Annotated in this window: 9 protein-coding genes; 4 read left to right on the top strand and 5 right to left on the bottom strand. The window is 47.9% G+C overall.

The genetic code is table 11. From position 1 onward, the window contains the following. Positions 1-97 precede the first annotated feature (97 nt). Both HER31_RS07360 and HER31_RS07355 read right to left on the bottom strand, forming a co-directional pair. Complete coding sequence (locus HER31_RS07360; RefSeq protein WP_168659965.1) at positions 98-661, bottom strand: GNAT family N-acetyltransferase; 564 nt, start codon at positions 659-661, stop codon at positions 98-100. 116 nt (positions 662-777) lie between these two features. Then, on the bottom strand, positions 778-1,575 hold the full coding sequence (locus HER31_RS07355; RefSeq protein ID WP_168659964.1) for an SDR family NAD(P)-dependent oxidoreductase: 798 nt from the start codon (positions 1,573-1,575) through the stop codon (positions 778-780). A gap of 442 nt (positions 1,576-2,017) precedes the next feature. On the opposite strand from HER31_RS07355, the gene adhE reads away from it, so the two are divergent. Together adhE and HER31_RS07345 are read left to right on the top strand one after the other, a co-directional pair. Continuing rightward, complete coding sequence (gene adhE, locus HER31_RS07350; RefSeq protein WP_275060710.1) at positions 2,018-4,633, top strand: bifunctional acetaldehyde-CoA/alcohol dehydrogenase; 2,616 nt, start codon at positions 2,018-2,020, stop codon at positions 4,631-4,633. A 440-nt stretch (positions 4,634-5,073) separates the two neighbouring features. Beyond that, the gene (locus HER31_RS07345) at positions 5,074-5,835 is read left to right on the top strand and encodes a ribonuclease H family protein (protein ID WP_168659962.1); all 762 of its coding nucleotides are present in this window, start codon (positions 5,074-5,076) and stop codon (positions 5,833-5,835) included. Positions 5,836-6,128: 293 nt separating this feature from the next. Here HER31_RS07345 and HER31_RS07340 read toward each other — a convergent pair whose 3' ends face one another. The 3 genes from HER31_RS07340 to HER31_RS07330 form a co-directional block, all read right to left on the bottom strand. Continuing rightward, entirely contained in the window at positions 6,129-6,875 is a 747-nt protein-coding gene (locus HER31_RS07340) for a hypothetical protein (RefSeq protein WP_168659961.1), read from the bottom strand. Between the two features lie 209 nt (positions 6,876-7,084). Beyond that, positions 7,085-8,386, bottom strand: a complete 1,302-nt coding sequence (gene hmgA / locus HER31_RS07335) for a homogentisate 1,2-dioxygenase (protein WP_168659960.1) — start codon at positions 8,384-8,386, stop codon at positions 7,085-7,087. A 193-nt stretch (positions 8,387-8,579) separates the two neighbouring features. Then, positions 8,580-11,390, bottom strand: coding sequence for an FAD-binding and (Fe-S)-binding domain-containing protein (locus HER31_RS07330; protein WP_168659959.1), 2,811 nt, complete (start codon positions 11,388-11,390; stop codon positions 8,580-8,582). A 254-nt stretch (positions 11,391-11,644) separates the two neighbouring features. On the opposite strand from HER31_RS07330, the gene folE reads away from it, so the two are divergent. Together folE and hrpA are read left to right on the top strand one after the other, a co-directional pair. Then, the gene (gene folE, locus HER31_RS07325) at positions 11,645-12,286 is read left to right on the top strand and encodes a GTP cyclohydrolase I FolE (protein WP_168659958.1); all 642 of its coding nucleotides are present in this window, start codon (positions 11,645-11,647) and stop codon (positions 12,284-12,286) included. A gap of 213 nt (positions 12,287-12,499) precedes the next feature. Further along, positions 12,500-16,384 carry an ATP-dependent RNA helicase HrpA gene (hrpA, locus tag HER31_RS07320; protein ID WP_168659957.1) on the top strand — a complete coding sequence of 1,295 codons (3,885 nt, stop codon included), beginning with the start codon at positions 12,500-12,502 and terminating at the stop codon, positions 16,382-16,384. Positions 16,385-16,467: the final 83 nt, after the last annotated feature.

Here is a 16,467-nt window from a genome sequence, read left to right as displayed (position 1 = left end):
CACCCAATACTGATAACCGCGGCAAAATAGCAAATTTGTTCAAATGGCGCTCAGCTTGTCAGCCAAAATGCGACATCGCTATGGTTTGTTGTTTGCTTTAACGCAGCTGAAACTGATTAGGATTGCTTTTAGTGGTGATCTGATGGTCTTCCAGCTTGCCATTTATCTCTAGGTAGTCGCGCTCTAGTCCTAACGACTGAAACCCTAATCGAGCCAGTAATTGGCCGCTGCGCAGGTTGCTTGGCATATAAGCTGCTGTGACGGTATGGATGTGCCGCTCGGAATAGATATAGTCGAGAGCACTGGTCACTATTTGCGTCATTAGGCCACTACCTTGGTAATATTGATCGATGGAATAGCCGAGAAAACAGCCATGGGGCAGGGTGGAATCTATCTGGGTAAAGTTGCAACTGGCTATCATCATCTGACTGTGATTATCGATAGCACCTAGATGAACTGCTTCGCCTAAATTGAACTGTTGCAGTCGCATTTGCAGTAGATTTTGCCAGTACGAGCCTGAGAAAAAACCATGCGGCCTGCTTGGTTCCCACGGGTTGAGGTGAACACTGTTGCTCAAATAGTAGTTGAGGGCAATGTCCGCTTCAGTAGGCTGTAACAAGCGGAGGGTGAATCGCTCTGCGCTGATAAGAGGCTGACGCATAGTATTTATTCTAAGGGCTCAGTACTGGCCATGATAACGCATTAGTGCCACGCCATGTTGTCATCCGAAATAGAAAAACCACCTAAATAGGTGGTTTTTGTGAAGCGATTGTCAGCTTAGATTGAGCGGACAATTCCGCCCTCGACCCGCAACGATTGACCATTCATAGCACGGTTGCTGGTTAGATAAACCGTCGATTCTGCTACTTCTTCCACCGACACGAATCGCTGCAATAACGAAGTTGGCTCATGCTCTGCAAAATAGTTAGCCATCAACTCTTGTGCAGGTTTACCTTCTTTTGCTGCAAGGGTGTCAAAATAGTTTGCAACGCCTTCGGTCCAGGTTGGCCCCGGCAGTACCGAGTTAACGGTAACGTTTTTGCCTTTGGTTAACTCAGCTAGGGCACGAGACAAGCTCAATAGTGCGGTTTTGGTAACGCTGTAATGCACCATTTGCCCCAACGGCTTAATAGCGCACTCGGACGAGATATTAACAATACGACCGTAGTCATTATCAAGCATGGTTGGCAACAGCGCACGTGACAGGCGAACTGCTGACATGATGTTGACATTGAAGTAGTGCATCCACTCTGCGTCATCGATATCTTCAAATGCCTTTACTTCGAAAATACCGGTGTTGTTGATAAGAATGTCGATGCCACCCTCAGCCTTCAGCTGCGCAACCAACGTATCTGTTTCGCTGCCGTTGGATAGATCAGCAACGGCAACCTTAACACGACCTTCCGCATTCAGTTCACTGGCCAATTCAGCCGCAGCGGCATCGCATCGAGTAGCATCACGGCCATTGATAAATACAGTGGCACCTTCTTTTAGATAGGCAGTAGCGATCGCACGGCCAATACCAGAGGTTGAGCCTGTAACGAGTACGTTTTTGTCACTGAGTTTAAGATCCATGATGGTTACCTGAAGCAAAAATATAATGGCCACAGTGTAGGCCGGTATTGAAATTAGCCATAATGATAATTGGTGATAATTTTAATAAGTTGACGTTATGAAGGTCGCTAACTCATTAACGCTCAATTGCATTAGGTGTTGCGCACGTAATGTTGCCTACATACTTAATTGTTGATAAATCTTCAAAATCATTTCCCAACCTAAACAAATAACTGCAACAGAGACTATTACTAACAGCAGCACTGAATATTTGTCTGCACGCATAGGGCACAATTTTGACACTTAGTCACACCGCAGTGAGTTACTTTTTTGTGTTGTGACACAACACCTTAGTTATGTTCTTTGGCTGTGTGATTTGTCACAACATGGTTTCGAGTTATCTACTAATTTCTATGTATAGAGAGTTTAGCCAAAGGCCATTTGGCTAAACTTTTTAAATTATATGGAGCATCATCAGATGGCTGTTACCAACGAAAAACAACTCGATCAACTAATGGAGCGGGTAGCCAAGGCTCAAGCGGAGTTTGCCAATTTCTCACAACAACAAGTTGATGAGATATTTCGAGCTGCGGCATTTGCGGCGGCGGATGCACGCATCAGTTTGGCTAAGCTGGCAGCGACTGAATCTCGAATGGGAGTGCTGGAAGACAAGGTGATCAAAAACCACTTTGCTTCTGAGTATATTTACAACAAATATAAAGATGAAAAAACCTGTGGAATATTGGAAGAGGATCCAACCTTCGGAACCATTACCATTGCCGAACCAGTCGGCATTATCTGCGGCATTGTTCCAACCACTAACCCAACCTCTACAGCGATTTTTAAAGCGCTTATCAGCCTAAAGACCCGTAATGGTATTGTGTTTTCACCACACCCGCGAGCGAAGGTCGCTACTACAACCGCCGCGAAACTGGTGCTTGATGCTGCGGTAGCCGCTGGTGCTCCTAAGGACATTATTGGCTGGATTGATGAACCCAGCGTCGCACTCTCAAATCAGTTAATGACCCACCAACACATCAATTTGATTCTCGCTACTGGGGGACCTGGTATGGTTAAGGCCGCATACTCCTCAGGTAAGCCTGCCATCGGTGTTGGAGCTGGTAACACCCCAATTGTTATTGATGAAAGCGCCGATCTAAAACGAGCGGTTAGTTCCATTTTGATGTCGAAAACCTTCGATAACGGGGTTGTCTGTGCATCAGAACAAGCAGTAATTGTGGTTGATGAGATTTACGCTGATGTGAAACAGCGATTTGCTAGTCATGGTGGTTACCTCCTTAACGCCAAGCAGAACAAGGCGCTGCAAAAGGTCATTCTCAAAGACGGTGGTTTGAACGCTGATATTGTGGGCCAATCTGCTGTTGATATCGCTGCAATGGCCAATATTGAGGTGCCTAAATCGACCAAGGTATTGATTGGCGAAGTCAGTGATTTGACTGAGCAAGAAGCGTTTGCCCATGAAAAATTGTCACCACTATTGGGCATGTATCGCGCTAAAGATTTTGAGGAGGCGATGGACAAAGCTGAAGCGCTGATCGCTTTAGGCGGTATTGGCCATACCTCAGGGCTCTACACCGATCAAGATACCCAAGAGGAACGGGTAAAGCAGTTTGGTTTTCGCATGAAAACGGCCCGAATTTTGATAAATACGCCAGCATCTCAAGGTGGTATTGGTGATCTCTATAACTTCAAATTAGCCCCTTCATTAACCCTAGGGTGCGGCTCTTGGGGTGGAAACTCCATCTCTGAAAACGTTGGCCCAAGCCACCTTATCAACAAGAAAACTGTGGCAAAGCGAGCCGAAAATATGTTGTGGCATAAACTTCCGTCATCCATCTACTTCCGTCGTGGCAGTCTACCGATCGCATTAGAGGAGTTGAGCAGCAATAAGCGTGCTCTGATTGTCACCGACAAATACCTGTTTAATAACGGTTACTGTGACGAGACCATTAAAATTCTTAAAGCGCAGGGGGTTGAGACCCAAGTGTTTTACGAAGTAGAGGCCGATCCAACCTTAGCGGTTGTAGAGGCGGGTACTAAGGTAGCGCACAGCTTTGCCCCTGATGTCATAATCGCTCTGGGTGGCGGTTCACCTATGGACGCCGCTAAGATCATGTGGGTTATGTATGAACACCCTGAGGTTCATTTTGCTGATCTTGCATTGCGATTTATGGATATTCGTAAGCGTATCTATAAATTTCCAAAACTTGGCGTTAAAGCAAAATTGGTGGCGATCCCAACGACCTCGGGCACCGGCTCAGAAGTAACTCCGTTTGCTGTGGTGACTGATGAAAAAACTGGCCAAAAATACCCATTGGCTGATTATGAACTTACCCCCAATATGGCGATTGTCGACGCCAACTTGGTGATGGATATGCCGAAGTCACTGACCGCATTTGGTGGGATTGACGCGGTGACTCATGCCCTTGAAGCGTATGTGAGTGTGATGGCCAACGAATACAGTGACGGCCAAGCACTGCAAGCGTTGCAGCTGTTGTTCCGCTATCTGCCAGAGTCTTATCAGCAAGGTGCTGCGGCACCGGTTGCAAGAGAAAAGGTCCATAACGGTGCCACCATAGCGGGCATTGCCTTTGCTAATGCCTTCCTAGGAATTTGTCACTCAATGGCACACAAGCTTGGCGCTGAATTCCATATTCCCCATGGCTTGGCAAATGCGCTGTTAATTACCAATGTGATTCGCTTTAACGCAACCGACCTACCAACCAAGCAAGCGGCGTTCAGCCAGTACGACCGTCCGCAAGCGTTGTGCCGCTATGCGGCTATTGCAAACCACCTAGGGTTGAAGGGTAAAACGGATCAACAGAAGGTCGACAGTCTGATTGTCGCAATCGACTCGCTCAAGCAAGCGATTGGAATCCCAATGTCGATTCAAGATGCAGGTGTTAATGAAGCCGATTTTTTAGCGAAGCTCGACGAGTTGGCGGAGGATGCCTTTGATGATCAATGCACTGGTGCGAACCCACGCTATCCGTTAATCGCCGAGCTGAAGCAAGTCTTGTTAGCTAGCTACTATGGCCGTCCGTATAGCGATGATTGAATTGGTTGACTGCGAACCTAATAAAAGGCTGTGTCGTAGTAAGCTGTTGAAGTTTATCTTAATCCTTCGGCTTCACCACTTTCGGTGCTTTTAAGGGCGGATGTCGCGGTGGCGACGGCACATTCTTGTATGCATTAGGGGGCGCTTCGCCCCCTTTGGAATCCCCCTTGCCTTAGGTCGCAGTCCAAAACGCTTCGCTGAACTGGTCCATTACGGCAGAAGATCAATAGCGGTAGTGCTTTATCCTTTGTATCGCGACTCGCCAGTACTTTAATAGCCTTAGAAAGAACAACACTTAATTGGTACACAGCTTAATATAAGGCCAATAAATGTTGGCCTTTTTGCTGTGGTAACAAGCGATAGAGGTGATACGGCTTGCTAATCACAAGTAAAACATTCACAGTCGCTCCGTTGACTAAATTGAGTAGCTAGGAGTGTGTGTGGCTAAGTTTTATGTGGTTTGGAAGGGACGAAAGTCTGGGATTTATACTGATTGGAATAGCTGCAAAGCGCAGGTAGATGGCTTTGCTGGAGCTAGGTATAAATCGTTCAAAACCGAAGCAGAAGCCAAAGCCGCTTTTGGAAGTGCCCCAACTTCTGCTGGAAAGGGAGCTACGGTTTCTTCAAAAGTAGTGAAAAAGCCCGCAAAGCTAAATGAAGCACAAATTAAGTGCCAGATGGTCGATGCACCGTTGGCGATATTCTGTGATGGAGCTTGCGACCCTAACCCCGGTAAAGCAGGAACGGGTATTGCTGTGTATCAGTTCGGTAAATTAACCGAGTGTTGGTACGGCCTATATAATCCTAATGGAACCAACAATACTGCGGAGTTGCTCGGGTTACATTATGCCTTAAAGATGGTTCAACTTGCCCAAGGTGACGAGCCAGCACTAATCTATTCAGATTCGAGCTATAGTATTAATGCAGTAACACAATGGGCTAAGGGCTGGAAAGCTAAAGGCTGGAAACGCGGTGGTAACGAACCGGTTAAAAACCTTGAGATTATTCAACCGCTCTATGAGCTCTACCTTGAAGTAGCAGATCGGGTGGTTATTCGCCATGTTGCAGGTCACGCCGGTATTGAGGGGAATGAATTGGCAGACCGAATGAGTGTTGTCGCTGTGACAGAGCGAGAGCCACAGTTAAAACAATACCAACATCCATTGGATATCGATGCGATCCTCGCGCTAGCCCGTGGTTAAGCGGTCAATCATTGCTAAGTATTAGCCGCGATTATGTTCGATATTCTCTCGATAACGTTTAATATCACGGCGAATTTTATAGCGGCGATAGAGCGGAAACAGCGCCGCTAAAACGAGGCATAATCCTGGGGACCAAATTATCAGGGTAAGTATATCGTCTAACATCGCCTCATAACCGCGTTAATTTACCATAACTAAACTGTAAGTTATTTTGCGGCGAAGCAACGCTGTTCTGCTCAGTAAATTTGATATTTGGGACAGTACTCATGAGTGCTGTTACCAACCACCTTGCATTATTCTCTATAGTCCAAAATGCGAACAGAGTGTTCTGTTTGTCTAAAGGCCTGTTGTGCTGTTTTATTCTTTGCGATCTTGTCGATCGACGGAATCTTAAGCACCATCGTTATTGGCTGATTGGAAAGTTTAAACTTGCGCCATGTGTTGTCTTTTTTTTCATAAATAGTGACGAAGGTTGTTAGTACAAGATCGTCTGGGTTGGCGTTTTTGTAATCGTGGCCAAGCCGTTGCACCGGGTAGTGACGCTTTGATTGTGCGTAGGCATTACCGGCAGGTATCCAAAATTGGTAGCGCAGATCCTCATTGCCACTTAGTTTGGTTGGCGACTCGATTATCAGTGGCTTGGCAAAAAACTGATTGTCTTTATCAATGAATGGGGCGGCCTCGATTTTTTTTGATGTGGTCGAACTGTTGCAGGTTGTTCGTTCGTAATAACGCTTGCTATAGCGGAATATCAAACAGGCTACTTCGCTACCGACCCGCCTGATCCCCTCGTAAAAATTTGGGTCGTAAACCATCTGCTGTACCTTCCATTGATACTCCGGACGGACTAAGTCTGTACTAAGCAGTCCAGCAACCAATGCACGCTGCTGAGCGGTAGGTAGATACCAATCCTCTTTAACTAGTGCTTGTTGATACGCTGGCATATGGTCAACGTTGTTATAGTATTTCGGGTAGCTGTTTTGTGCGTACGTTGTAGCAGTGACTGCTATCAACACGACACCTAATGCCCAAGATCTCATTGCGGTTCCCTCCGGTTGTTACAATTATGTAACTGATATGAAAGGGTATTGCAATTTACGGTGTGCCTAAATTACTCGCACTAAGGCAACTAAGTTACGCATATGTGCTGGCTTGGGCTGCTAACTGTTGTTTCTCGACTGGCTTGTTTAGTAAAGTCGTTATAGTCCACTACTTAACACCAAGGCTGAGGCCGATTCATGCCAAATCGTTATTGACTATCTTTGAATAGCTTTTCGATATTTTGCCAACAATTGGCGTAATTCAATTGACGCTCGGTGGCATGCAACGCTGTGGTGGTGGGTTTAATCACGTAGCGTGACTCGAACATAAATGCCATGGTGTCTTGATAACGTTGTGGCGCTAGATCCATCGTACTGGCCTTAGCAAAAACTTCTGCTTCGGGCCCGTGCGGGGTCATGCAATTATGAAGGCTCATTCCTCCAGGACTGAAGCCATGCTGCTTTGCATCGTAACTGCCCTCAATTAATCCCATAAACTCGCTCATTACATTACGATGGTACCAAGGAGGGCGAAAGCTGTTTTCAGCTACCATCCATCGAGGTGGAAATATAACAAAGTCGAGGTTGGCCCAACCGTTGGTTTCGCTCGGTGAGGTTAACACGGTAAAGATGGATGGATCTGGATGATCGAAGCTAACCGTATTGATGACGTTAAATCGCGCAAGATCGTATTTGTATGGTGCACTGTTACCGGTCCAAGCGACCACGTCAAAGGGTGAATAACTCAGCTTACTGTGGTAACAAAGGCCACAGAACTTGGTTATCAACTGGTGTTCGGATTCGACGTCTTCAAACCATGCAGTTGGGTATAGGAAATCACGATCATTGGCATAGCCGTTGGCACCAACTGGGCCTCGCTCTGGCAGCTCAAGCGCCGCGCCATAGTTTTCGCACAGGTAGCCACGTGCTTCGGCCCCAAGCAATTGCACACGGAACTTTATACCTCGTGGTATGACCGCAATCTCTCCCGCTGCTAACGACAACTGTCCTAATTCGGTATCGAGCTGCAATTCACCAAGTTGCGGTACCAACAATAGCTCACCATCAGCGCAGTTAAACAGCTGCGAGTTCATACTCCGGTTGGCACGATAATAATGTATCGCTAATCCATGTTGCGATTCGGCGCTGCCATTAACCGCAATTGTAACCAATCCCTCAATAAAGCTTGTTGCCTTAGTCGGCATGGGCAGTGGATCCCAACGCATTGGGTCCGGTGGCGTCGAAGTTGCGATAGGTGCCGTCTCGAGCAGCGGTAATGAAAGCGGCCGGTAGTTGGCCGCCTGAGCAACAGAGGGGCGAATGCGATAGGTCCAAGTACGCCGATTAGCCGAACGAGGGGCCGTAAATGCAGTGCTCGATAGCTGTTCTGCGTAGAGATCGTAAGGACAGCGTTGCGGGCTAAATTGACCTTGTGGCAAGGCACCGGGCAACGCTTCAGTTTGGTGTTCATTACCAAAACCGGTGAGGTAGTTAAATTGGTGGTGGCTCATCCAAGGATCTCTTGCGTAACTGCATTAGTTTACTGAACCTAATCCAGCCAAGCGGGCAGAGGCAAGAAGTCTTAGGGTAACGACCATCAAGCCACTGTAAATATTGTGTGACTGGTGAAGCTGAGCAGATCCTTGGCGTATTGCCACAGCAATGTTAACCAACGCTGTGGCAATACACGATTAAGCCGTACTCCTAACGGGTGCACTCCTCAACCAGATAGGCCAGGTGGCGATATGAAATGCCGCTATGACGGGTTAACCCCATCTCACACATGCGGTTGGCGTAGTAACCTTCATCAATTTCACTCGGCAACTTAGTCTTTAAGTGACGTAATGCCGACTCATTGATTTCTGGCTTGTATAGGCCTTTCTCGCCAGCGAAGCCACAGCAGATTATCCCTTCTGGTTTTACTATCTCATCACAGTAAGCTCGGACAATCGCCTCCATCATGCCGCCAGCATTCATGTGAGTTGCGGTACAACCAATGTGCAGAGCAACACTCGACTTCCGTTTCTTCGCTGGCAGTTTTGGCATCACTTGGTCGTGAATAAACTCAACTGCATCGAGCATTGTGAAGTCGATATCACTGTCCTGAAGGGTACGCTTAGTGCAAGACAAAGCGTCAATAATGACCGGATATTCACCGTTGTTGGTCATTTGAGCGAGTGCGTCAATCAGTTCATCGCGTTTCATGTCAGCATTTTTATAGTCACCCTTTGACTCCCACATCTGACCACAGCAAAGTTGTCGAGTTTTGTTAGGGATAACGACGTTAAAGCCGGCCCGCTCGAGTAGGGTGGTCATTACATCGGGGAGGGTTGTGCTATCTGGATCTTCAGGTGTAGGACCGAAGGTGCGGCCACCACAGGCCGCGAAATAAACCACGGTAGGCTGACCAGTTGTTGGCGTTGACGGCTTAGGTAGATTACCTCCGCGAGGGAAGCTTGGATCCCAGTAGGGCACTTCGCTACTAATTTTACGGCCTATATCCATCAACTTTTTGGTAACGGTGCTGCCGGTGATCTTGTGTACTCCATGCAAAACATCGAAACCGGTACTAAGCACTTGGTTAACAGCACCGAAATTATTGGCCTGAAAATCCAACACTTTTTGTGCAGTGCTGTCGATTTGTGGGCCACGAAGTTTACGTACCAACATGCCCATGTTGTTATCAACCGGACATGAAATAACACATAACTGGCAGGCAACACAGGTGTCGATCACGTCATATTGGGCCGCTTGGCGCAGTTCGGCTGCCTCGGCTGCTGCACCGCTGTCCTCTAAGCGTGCGATCTCGCGTAAGGTTGTGATCCGCTGCCGCGGCGACATGTTCAACGCAGAGGTGGGGCAAGTCTTTTCACAAAAGCCACACTCAATACAACGGTCGACCCAACCATCAACAACCGCCGCCTGTTTGATGTCTTTAATATGGATATCTTTATCATCGTTGATAACCACACCAGGGTTTAACAGGTTGGTTGGATCGAATGCTGCTTTGAGCTCCTTCATTAACTCGTAGGCTTGAACTCCCCATTCCATTTCAACAAAGGGAGCAACTGCTCGACCGGTACCGTGTTCCGCCTTCATTGAGCCGTCGTATTTGTCGATAACTAAGGTAGCTACGTCCGCCATAAAGCGTTCGAATTGGTCGATATCCGCTTGGCTGCGGAAGTGTGGGGTGATGATGAAATGAAAGTTACCGTCCTTTGCGTGACCGTAGATAACCCCTTCCGGGTAACCGTGCTTATGGAACAACTCAGTAAGATCGGCCGCGCCTGCGGCGAGGTCCTCAACCCTAAAGGCTACATCCTCAATGATCACAGAACTGCCGGCAGGGCGCTCGCCACCGATGATTGGGAATAAACCAGAACGCATCGCCCAGTATTTGCCATAGACGGAAGGATCGGTTGAAAACTCAATTGGGCGCTCAGTTTTGATATGAGCGATGGCTTGAGAGGCTTGCTTGGTGTACTTGGCTAAGGTGTCATCGTCGTTGGCACGACATTCAATAAGGAGAATCGCTGCCCCTTCCGGTAGTTGGTCGAGCCAGTTAGGCATGCCTTTTTTACCAGTAATGGCCTTAATTGAGGCCCAATCCAACAACTCTGCCGCGGCAACAGCTGGGATCTTTAGCGGTGGAATCGCGTTGGCGGCATCAACCATGTTGTAAAATACGGCCATTGCCGATGCCTTGTATCTGGCTTCTTCAACGGTGCGGTAGGTTACTTCTTCAACAAAGGCAAAGGTACCCTCGGAACCAACAACTAGATGATTGAGGACATCGAAGGGATCGTTGTAGTCGATCAGCGCATTAAGGCTGTAGCCGGTGGTGTTCTTTATCTCAAATTTCTGCTTGATGCGTTTGCTAAGCTCAACGTTTGCCTGCGTTTTAGCCGTTAACTCAGCAATGGTTTGCAATAGCTCAGGCCGTGCTTGTTTAAATGCCTGTTTCGACTCTTCACAACCGGTATTGAGGAAGGTTCCGTCGGCAAACAATAACTTAGCACTGTCGATGGTCTTATAGCTGTTCTCGGTCGTACCGCAACACATGCCGGATGCGTTGTTGTTGACGATTCCACCTACCATACAGGATGCCAACGTGGCTGGGTCGGGGCCAATCTTCTTATCCAACGGTTTTAACTTAGCGTTAGCGTCGGCACCGATAACGGCAGAACCTAAGGTGACATGTTGATGGTCGTCACTGATGTCGATATTACGAAAGCCGTCGTAACCGAGGCGTAAGAGAATCCCTTCACCGACCGCTTGCCCAGAGAGGCTAGTACCAGCGGCGCGAAAGGTAATAGGTACTTGATGATTACGCGCCACAGCTAAGGTCTGCTTTACTTGTTCGAGGCTGTTCGCGGTAACCACTAGTTCTGGAACAATGCGAAAATAACTGCCATCGGTAGACCAGGCGAAGCGGCGAACTGGATCGTCGGTCACAGCGTCCTCACCAATGACCTGCTTAAGCTGCTGATGAACCAGTTGGTAATCGATGGACATAGTTGGTTACTCCCTCAGAACTGAAATACGGGTTTCTAACTGTACAGCGTAGCTAGATTAGACTGGATTTGCCGAGTGCTGTATTGATTGATAAGCGATAATTGAGCCACAGTAGAGCTAAAATCGCTACAGTGGTTACACTATTGTGATGGATTTGTGATTTTGCTGCGAGGAATTGTTTTGGCGGTTTAGTTGAGTTAAATCAATTTTCGCTTCAAACTCTTTATTAACACTACATATCAAAGGTGAACGAGATGATCTCCGCAGAAGCGCAGTTGGTCAGAAGCGCGTTAGAGGCGCAGGGACTCGAAACGCCAATAATCGACAATGGCTTAAGCCGTGACGAAAAGTATCATCGCATCCAGATACTCGTTGGTGAGATGATGGATACCTTGGGCTTAGATCGTGACGACGATAGCCTCGAAAAGACACCACATCGGGTCGCGAAGATGTATGTCGACGAAGTATTTGGTGGCTTGGATTACGCTAACTTTCCCAAAATGTCAGTTATTGATAATAAGATGGGAGTTGATGAGATGATTACCGTCGCTGACATCAGCCTAACCAGCACCTGTGAGCATCATTTTGTCACCATTGATGGCTCAGCAAAGGTGTCGTATATCCCGAAGGAAAAGGTGATTGGTTTGTCCAAGATAAACCGTATTGTAAGGTTCTTTGCACAGCGCCCTCAGGTGCAGGAGCGACTCACTCGGCAGGTGTTGGTGTCGTTACAAACGCTGTTGGGCACCGACAACGTAGCGGTATCGATTAATGCCACCCATTATTGTGTTAAAGCGCGTGGCATTATGGACGCCAGCTCCCATACCACCACCACTGCGCTCGGTGGTAATTTCCGTAGTGATGGCCGCACTAGATCAGAGTTTCTGCGGCTATAGAGCGTTGGCCAATGGCGATTGTTGCAATAATTGTTGGAAACGAGCTCTCAGTAAGAGCTCGTTTTTTTAGTCCCAACTGCTTATCCGAATTAGAATTGATTAAAACTAGCTCAACAGGCATCGGCTTTTCTGGTTTAACTGCACTCTAGTAATGTTCTGGCGCTTCGCTTCTGCCATCGCCCCTGCTAGGATCAATCGGTTAACTGCGTCGTAATGGAAAAAGCCTTGAGTCAATCAAACCCGTTTGCCCCTGAACAACTTGCCCTGTGTCTTGCTAAGGACGCCGCTTCAGTGCGTCGTCGCTTAAGTGGGATGAAAAAGATAAAGGACACTGATAAGCGTCAGAAATTGCACAGTGACTTACAAACCTTGGTTGAACGTAGCCAAGAGCAGGTTGCAATCCGCACTTTGAATCTACCTAAGGTAAGTTATCCAGAACTGCCTGTCTCCGAGCGCCGTGATGAGATCGCGGCAGCAATTGCCAGTCACCAAGTGGTGATTGTGGCGGGTGAAACAGGATCTGGTAAAACCACTCAGCTGCCTAAGATCTGTATGGAGCTAGGACGTGGCACACGTGGCTTGATTGGTCATACCCAGCCGCGTCGTTTGGCGGCTCGAGCTGTCGCCACTCGGATAGCGCAAGAACTAGAATCGGAGCTCGGCCAGCACGTTGGTTTTAAGGTTCGTTTCGCTGATCAAACCAGTGATGAAAGTTACGTTAAGTTGATGACCGATGGTATTTTGCTGGCGGAGATCCAGCACGATCGTTGGCTCGACCAGTACGACACCATCATTATCGATGAAGCACACGAACGAAGCCTTAACATCGATTTTATCCTTGGTTATCTAAAACAACTGTTGCCAAAGCGTCCTGATCTGAAGGTGGTTATAACCTCGGCAACCATCGACGTTGATCGTTTTTCTGCCCACTTCAATGAAGCACCGGTGATAGAGGTATCTGGTCGAACCTTCCCAGTAGAACAGCGCTATATGCCGTTGGTGCGGGATGAAGGTCAAGATCTAGAGATGATGGAAGGCATTTTTGCTGCGGTTGATGAACTGTGCAGTGAAGGTCCCGGTGACATCCTTATCTTTATGAATGGTGAGCGTGAAATCCGTGACGCCGCCGATGCACTGAATCGACGGAATTTGCGTGACACGGAGATCCTTCCGTTGTATGCGCGCCTGTCTCACGTTGAGCAAGCACGGATTTTCGCCAACCATCGCGGTCGTCGTATCGTTCTTTCTACCAACGTAGCAGAAACCTCACTGACGGTACCAGGCATCAAGTATGTCATTGATCCTGGTACAGCGCGGATAAGTCGTTATAGCTACCGCACTAAGGTACAACGATTACCAATCGAGCCAATATCGCAAGCATCGGCTAACCAGCGAGCTGGTCGGTGTGGTCGTGTTTCGGAAGGGATCTGTATTCGTCTTTACAGCGAAGACGATTATCTATCGCGGCCGGAGTTTACCGATCCTGAAATCCTCCGCACTAACTTAGGTTCGGTTATCTTACAAATGCTTGCTCTTGGCCTGGGCGACGTCGCTGCATTCCCATTTATTCAGCCGCCTGATAGCCGCCACATCAACGATGGTATGACGCTGCTCCAAGAACTTAGCGCCATTACCGTTAAGCGTGGACTCCCAAGCATGACCAAACTTGGGCGCCAACTAGCGCGTTTGCCTATTGACCCTCGTTTGGCGCGCATGGTTTTGGAAGCAAAGCCTAATGGTTGTGTCCACGAAGTGATGGTGATCGCCTCAGCGTTATCGATTCAAGATCCCCGTGAACGACCAATCGATAGACAGCAAGCCAGCGATGAAAAGCACGCACGCTTTGCTGATAAAGAGTCGGACTTTATCTCATTCCTCAATATGTGGGAGTATTTGCGCGAACAACAAAAATCACTCTCCAGTGGTCAATTCAGACGTCAGTGTAAAAGTGACTATCTCAACTATTTACGTGTTCGAGAGTGGCAAGATCTCTATTCGCAACTGCGCCACAGTCTTACCGACCTCGATATCCGAATGACCATTGGTGAACGAGCGGATTACGAGCAGATCCACCGTTCATTGCTGGCGGGATTGCTGTCCCATATCGGGCATAAAGAGCCAGAAGGGCACTTCAAAGGTGCCCGTAATAGCAAGTTTTTTGTTTTTCCCGGCTCAAAACTCGCCAAGAAGCCGCCAAAGTGGATTATGGCAGCGGAATTGACCGAAACCAGCCGCCTGTTTGCTCGAACTGTAGCAAAGATCGATCCTGCTTGGATTGAGCCCTTAGCTGCGCACCTAATTAAGAAAAGTCACTCCGAACCACACTGGGAGAAAAAGCCCGGTTCGGTACTCGCCTTTGAACAGGTTGCTTTGTTTGGCTTAATTATCGTCTCAAAACGTAAAGTTCAGTTTGGCCCAATTCAACCGGTTGAGGCGCGCGAGATCTTCCTGCGCGAGGCCCTAGTTAATGGTGAACTCGGCCTTAACGAGAAGTTTATGCAACGCAATATGGCGTTATTGGACGAGGTTGAGTCGCTCGAGCACAAATCCCGTCGCCGCGACATTTTGGTTGATGAACAAACCTTGTTTGCATTTTATGACGACAAAGTCGGTGAGGGGATATTCACCCGTCAGTTGTTTCAAGGTTGGTGGGGTAAGGCTAAGCGCAAAGATGCAGATCTACTCGATTTCTCCAAAGCCGAGTTGATGAAGCACGATGCCGCTCATATTAGCGAGCAGCAATTTCCCGACTTTTGGACTCAAGCGGATCTAACCCTACCTATTAGCTATCAGTTTGAACCCACCGAAGTAGACGATGGTGTGTCATTGCATCTGCCGCTGGCGTTATTGAATCAGATTGAGCCAGAGGGTTTTGATTACTTAGTGCCAGGGCTGAGACTAGAGCTGTTAATTGCGTTGATTAAGACGTTACCTAAGCCCTTACGTCGTAATTTCGTACCTGCCCCTAATTATGCAGATGCTGCACTTGGGTCAATTACCCCGTTTGAAATGCCGTTGCTGGATGCGCTATGCAAACAATTGCTGCGCATGACTGGAACCGGTGTTACCCCTGACGATTTTGATTTAAGCCAGTTAGCCAACCACTTGCGATTCAACTTTAAGGTGGAAGACGATAATGGCAAGGTGCTTGACCAAGGTCGTGATCTCTATGCCCTTAAAGAGAAGTTGCAGGGGAAGGTTAAGCAAGTGATTGCTAAGGTGGCCGATAACGGCATTGAGAAAACCGGTTTAACCGAATGGACCTTAGGGGATCTGCCAACGAGTTTCCAACAAAAGCGCGGCAACTACGAGATCAAGGCGTTTCCTGCGTTGGTGGATGAAGGAGAAACCGTCGCGGTTAAGCTGTTTGACTCAAAAGAGAAGGCCGACAATGCCAACCGTGCAGGCCTTCGACGAATGCTGCTTATTAATGTGCCTAATCCAGTTAAATATCTACAAAAGAACCTGCCTAACAAATCGAAGTTGGCGATGTACTTCAATCCGTTTGGGCGGGTTGATCTACTTATTGCTGACTGTATCGATGCCGGCATTGATCAACTGTTGGTTACTGAAAAGCTCGTAGTTAATGACGAAGCCAGCTTTAACAATGCGCGTGAGGTTGTCCGTGCCGAACTTGGTGACACCGTTGTCGAGATCAGTAAGAAGGTTGAGCAGGTATTAACCACTTGGGGTAAAGTGAAAAAACGTCTTAAAGGGCGTATTAGTTTCGATATCGCCTTTGCTATGTCGGACATCCAAGCTCATTTGGATCGTTTGGTTTACAAGGGCTTTGTGGTTGATACCGGGTGGTCGCGTTTGGACGATATTGTTCGTTACCTTAAAGCGATTGAACGCCGCCTAGAAAAGTTACCAGCTGACCCTAACCGAGATCGTTTGCAGCTCCTCAAGATCCAGAAGGTTGAGCAAGCTTATAGCCAAGCGCTAACGAAGTTGCCGAAAGGTCAGGCCATTCCTGATGGTTTGGTTGAGGTGCGTTGGATGTTGGAGGAATATCGCGTCAGTTGTTTTGCCCAGAACTTGGGGACTAAATATCCAATTTCCGATAAACGAATTAGCAATGCATTAGAGGCGCTTTAGCAACTAGTATCGCCCTGGCGCCAGTAATTTATTTGGCGCTCGGGCGATTCTCGATGTTACATAGATCACGCCAATCAACCTTA

Origin of the sequence: Ferrimonas lipolytica (genome assembly GCF_012295575.1) — a bacterium.
GTDB classification, from domain to species: domain Bacteria; phylum Pseudomonadota; class Gammaproteobacteria; order Enterobacterales; family Shewanellaceae; genus Ferrimonas; species Ferrimonas lipolytica.
Note: the sequence above shows the minus strand (reverse complement) of the source record. Positions and strands in the feature narration are given on the sequence as shown.

What these genes read in the sequence shown, in the direction of transcription:
- adhE (WP_275060710.1), top strand. Translation starts at nt 2,018, where the DNA reads ATGGAGCATCATCAGATGGCTGTTACCAACGAAAAACAACTCGATCAA.
- folE (WP_168659958.1), top strand. Translation starts at nt 11,645, where the DNA reads ATGATCTCCGCAGAAGCGCAGTTGGTCAGAAGCGCGTTAGAGGCGCAG.
- hrpA (WP_168659957.1), top strand. Translation starts at nt 12,500, where the DNA reads ATGGAAAAAGCCTTGAGTCAATCAAACCCGTTTGCCCCTGAACAACTT.
- HER31_RS07355 (WP_168659964.1), bottom strand. Translation starts at nt 1,575, where the DNA reads ATGGATCTTAAACTCAGTGACAAAAACGTACTCGTTACAGGCTCAACC.
- HER31_RS07330 (WP_168659959.1), bottom strand. Translation starts at nt 11,390, where the DNA reads ATGTCCATCGATTACCAACTGGTTCATCAGCAGCTTAAGCAGGTCATT.
- hmgA (WP_168659960.1), bottom strand. Translation starts at nt 8,386, where the DNA reads ATGAGCCACCACCAATTTAACTACCTCACCGGTTTTGGTAATGAACAC.
- HER31_RS07360 (WP_168659965.1), bottom strand. Translation starts at nt 661, where the DNA reads ATGCGTCAGCCTCTTATCAGCGCAGAGCGATTCACCCTCCGCTTGTTA.
- HER31_RS07340 (WP_168659961.1), bottom strand. Translation starts at nt 6,875, where the DNA reads ATGAGATCTTGGGCATTAGGTGTCGTGTTGATAGCAGTCACTGCTACA.